Source organism: Terriglobales bacterium, assembly GCA_035487355.1.
Lineage (GTDB): Bacteria > Acidobacteriota > Terriglobia > Terriglobales > Acidobacteriaceae > QIAW01.
The window spans coordinates 1-2,635 of sequence record DATHMF010000015.1; the positions used below are offsets into that span (position 1 = coordinate 1).

A 2,635-nucleotide genomic window follows, 5' to 3' on the forward strand; every position below is an offset into this window, starting at 1 on the left:
CGTTCGACCATTTGCATTTCCAGCCAGGTCGGCTGTGCCGTCGATTGCCAGTTCTGTTTAACGGCCTTGCTGGGTGTGAAGCGCAACCTGACGGCCGGGGAGATTGTTGGGCAGGTTTGCGCCGTGTTGAAGGATCAAGGGGTTTCGCCGCCGGAGGATCGGATCAATCTGGTTTTTATGGGCATGGGCGAGCCGTTTCTGAATTACGAAAATTTCATCAAGGCTTCGCGGCTGCTGGTGGAGTGTGTTGGCATTGCTGAGCGGCGTATGACGGTGTCCACGGCGGGGATTGTGCCGCGCATCCACGACTTTGGCGGGGAGGCGATCCGGCCGAAGCTGGCGATTTCTTTAAATGCATCGAATGATGAGCTGCGCACGCGGCTCATGCCGCTGAATAAGAAGTGGAATCTCGAGATGCTGATGGCGGCGGCTCGGGCGTTTCCGCTGCGCACTCGGGAGTGGATCACGTTCGAGTATGTACTGCTCGGTGGAGTCAACGATGCCCCTGAGAATGCGAAGGAAGTGGCGGAGTTATTGCGCGGGATGCGCTGCAAGGTGAATTTGATTGCGCTGAATCCAGGACCGGGGATTGATTTTTCCACGCCCAGCGCGGAGCGGGTGACGGCGTTTCAGAATATCCTGCGGGAGGCGGGAGTTCCTGCGTTTGTGAGGCGTCCGCGAGGACGGGATATTTTCGCGGCCTGCGGACAGCTCAAGCGAACGGTTGAGCGTGCCACATCACCGGAACCCCAGCTTCAGATGATTTCTCCGCCGCAGGCTGGGCAATAACCGGAAGTTCGATGCGGATGTTGCTCTCTGCGTTCTGGTCCGTCCGACAGAAAATCCTTCCATGATGTTGCTGCAGGATGCCTTGACAAGCGTTCAATCCCAGGCTGGAGAAGGGCTGAGTCGTTACCTGAGTTCCTTTACCCATGGAGGCAGACTCGCGGGAGCTTCCACTCGTTCCCAGGGAAACGCCGGGGGCTGAAAAGTTGAGGACTGCCAAGCCCTTTTCTCTGCCCGCGACGATGTTGAGCGTCCGGCCTGCATGTTCATCCACGGTGTGCAGCGCGTCATTGATGATCTGTACGCAAACCTGGAGCAATTGGTTAGAGTCTCCTTGAACCATGAGCATGTCCTGCTGAAACTTCGAATGCACTTCAATATGAAGAGCCTCCCAGTGGGGCTGAGAGAGTTTAACGGCCGTGCGCAACAAAGTGTTGAGATCCACGGACGCCATGGTGGCGGGACTCTGTCGGGCGAAGCTGAGCAGGCTGGCTACCAGAGTCTTGGTGCGCCGGGCTTGCTGGCCGATGCTCACGGCCAGGTCGTTCTGTTCCGGAGTGAATGGCTTGCTCAGCAACAACAGGTCGGAATAGCCAAGCATAGCGGTAATGGGATTGTTGAGTTCGTGTGCGGCGCCGGCCACCAACTGTCCGATAGAAGCCAGTTTCTCTGACTCTACGATCTGTGCCTGCAACCGCTTGAGGTTCACGAACGAGTCTCGCGAATAGGTGAGCAGGCGCAACAATTCGGCGTCGAGCAATCGCTGGCGCACAAATACCATGAGTCCCATGACGAATGCCCCCGCCAGGGTCAAGATCAAGCGGAAGGACCGGATGCGAAGAGGTATGGATGTGTCCAAGAGAGCCCATGCCGCGAACAAGGGAAGAGAAAAGGTCGCGATCATACCAGTGCGGGCCAGCCATACGCCGTGAGCGGTAGAAGTGGAACGAACCCCAGCCTTGGGTTCAAGGTCGCGTGTGCGCAGACCAATCCAGGTGAACCACGCGATGGAAATTGCCAAGGGAATGTCGTAAAGACTACCGCTGTAGTAGGTGTTCCGGATAAGCGCCCAATTGGCAACGTACGAAGCGGCCGCATAAGTAAAGCTGGCGCCGAAGAGGTTGGCGTAGAATATTTTCCATCCACCTTTGCTGCCTAGCCAGGCTGTCAGCACGGCCCCAAGAAAGGCTAGCTTTTCAATGAGATAGAGCGAGTTCAAATTGTGGTCGTAGGGGATAACATCAGGAACGACATACTGCCAGGGGATCACGATGAGGACATAAAGATATCCCCACCAGACCATTAATAGAGCAAAATCGAGGCGCCGCAGGCGAGCGGCATATTCATCCTGAGGGGCATGAGGGCGAAGCGCTACAGCCGCCATGAGTGGGACAATGTTCATGAACAGAATCATGTCCGCGGCGCACAGGTCGGGCACATCGGTATGCAACCAGACTTCGTAATAGGTCCAGAACAGCTGGTAGGTGAACCAGAACGTAATGCCGGTGCCGATGAGCATCCAGAACAGGCGCAGGCGGCCCCGCGCTCGAAGAATTTGCGGAACCAGTGACATGGTTCCGGAAAGCAGCAGGATACACTGCACCACATCACTGAGCGCCGTTAGGAAGAAAGACTGATGCAGGAAAAGGGCAGCAACGACCAGAATCGCCAAACAGGCAGCGACAATCGCGAGCCACGTTCTGGAAAAAGCGCCCAAGGAACTGCGCACCTCGCTCACATCCTAAACCGGTATGAAGGACACCCTTAGGTTACGTTAGTAACCAAGGGCGCGGGGACCCTAGGTCGAGAAGGTTCCATTCTTGTAAAGTTTTGCTTGCTCTCCATGTTT

2 protein-coding genes are annotated in these 2,635 nt (G+C 56.3%); one reads left to right on the forward strand and one right to left on the reverse strand.

Annotated elements, in window-relative coordinates:
• The coding region (gene rlmN, locus VK738_02585) for a 23S rRNA (adenine(2503)-C(2))-methyltransferase RlmN (GenBank protein HTD21510.1) at window positions 1-789 on the forward strand (789 nt) is incomplete at its 5' end.
• On the opposite strand, the gene VK738_02590 is transcribed toward rlmN, so the two are convergent.
• Window positions 713-2,515: a histidine kinase dimerization/phospho-acceptor domain-containing protein gene (locus VK738_02590; GenBank protein HTD21511.1), complete on the reverse strand. Its 1,803-nt coding sequence runs from the start codon at window positions 2,513-2,515 to the stop codon at window positions 713-715. The genes rlmN and VK738_02590 overlap by 77 nt on opposite strands.
• Between the last annotated feature and the right edge of the window lie 120 nt (window positions 2,516-2,635).